Here is a 1,415-nt window from a genome sequence, read left to right as displayed (position 1 = left end):
CAGGCCGCCGACCAGCGGCAGCGCGGCGAAAGCGCGGGAACCGGCGAGCGAGAGGATCGCCCCGCCGAGGGCTATGGCGAGGCCGCCGCCCACGACCTGGCCCATCAGGAAGAGGCTGGTCGCCGTGCCGCGCTGTCTGGCCGAGAAATAATCCGCGATCATGGCGGTTGCGGCGGGAGCCAGCGCCGCCTCGCCGATGCCGACGACGCTCCGCGCGGCGAACAGTTCGGCGAAGGAGTGCGCGAATCCGCAGCAGATCGTGGCCACGCTCCACAGGAGCACGCCGCCGACCAGCACGTGCCGGCGCGGCAGGATATCCGCCATGCGCCCCAGCGGCAGCCCTGCCGCGGCGTAGATCAGGGCGAAGGCGACGCCCTGGAGCAGGCTGACCTGCGTGTCGGACAGCCGCATCGCCATGCGCAGCGGATCGACCAGCAGGCTGAGGATCTGTCTGTCCGTGTAGGACAGGATGGCGGCGACGCAGAACGCGAAGAGCGCGTACCAGGCCGAGAGCGGCGCCGATGCCGCTGGCGCCTCTTGCCCGAAGGGGCTGGGCGCCGGCCGCGGGGCGATAGGGGCGCGCTGCAGATCGTTCATTGGTGTCTCATCGGGGGTGTCTCATCGGGCGTGTCTCATCGGGGCGTCCGAGGTCCTCCGGGCCGTGGCGGCTTGGGCTTCGTCAGCGATGGATCGCGGGGTTTTATCCCCATAATTCGGGGATCAGGGGGTGCGCCACGCAACCGTTCGCATAGGCGAAGCCCGGCCGGATATCGTCCGCCTGCAGCAGGGGCCCGTCCAGATCGACGAAATCGCAGAGCTGGGCAAGGACCATGGCGGGCGCCATGGACAGGGACGACCCACCCATGCAGCCGACCATCAGGCCGAACCCTTCCGCCCTGGCCTGCCGCGCGAGGGCCAGGCCCGCCGTCAGGCCACCGGATTTGTCGAGCTTGATGTTGATCGCCTGAAAGCGGGCGCGTGCCTTCGGCAGGTCGGCGGCCTGGTCGATCAATTCGTCCGCGCAGAGCGGCACCGGGGACACCCAGCCATCCAGTCCGGCTTCGTCGCCGACCGCGATGGGCTGTTCGATCAGCACCGTCCCCAGATCCGCCAGCCGGGGGGCCAGGTCCCGTAGCTGAGCGACGGACCAGCTCTGATTGGGATCGACGATCAGCCGGGCGGCCGGCGCGCCCGCCCGCACGGCCTTCAGGGCCGCCAAGGGGTTTTCGGCGCCGACTTTCACCTTCAGCAGCGGCCAGGACGCCAGCCGTGCCGCGGCTTCGCGATAGGCGGCCAGAGGACGAATCCCGATCGTCCGCGCGGAAAGAACGGGCCGGGCGGCGACGCCGGCGAGGGCGAACGCCGAGGTACCGCCGCGTTTGGCCTCGAGATCCCAGAGCGCCGCGTCGACGGCC

Annotated in this window: 2 protein-coding genes; both read right to left on the bottom strand. The window is 70.7% G+C overall.

Going from position 1 to position 1,415, the window contains the following annotated elements; all coding sequences use genetic code 11:
• Nucleotides 1–597, bottom strand: a 597-nt coding sequence (locus HUK84_RS18195) for an MFS transporter (RefSeq protein ID WP_176641496.1), incomplete at its 3' end; no start/stop codon positions are given.
• Nucleotides 598–700: 103 nt separating this feature from the next.
• On the bottom strand, nt 701–1,415 hold a 715-nt coding region (locus tag HUK84_RS18190), incomplete at its 5' end, for an enolase C-terminal domain-like protein (protein WP_176641495.1).

Origin of the sequence: Nguyenibacter vanlangensis (assembly GCF_013376155.1) — a bacterium.
Lineage (GTDB): Bacteria > Pseudomonadota > Alphaproteobacteria > Acetobacterales > Acetobacteraceae > Gluconacetobacter > Gluconacetobacter vanlangensis.
The sequence above is the reverse complement of the archived record's forward strand: the minus strand, read 5'-3'. Positions and strand labels throughout refer to the sequence as shown.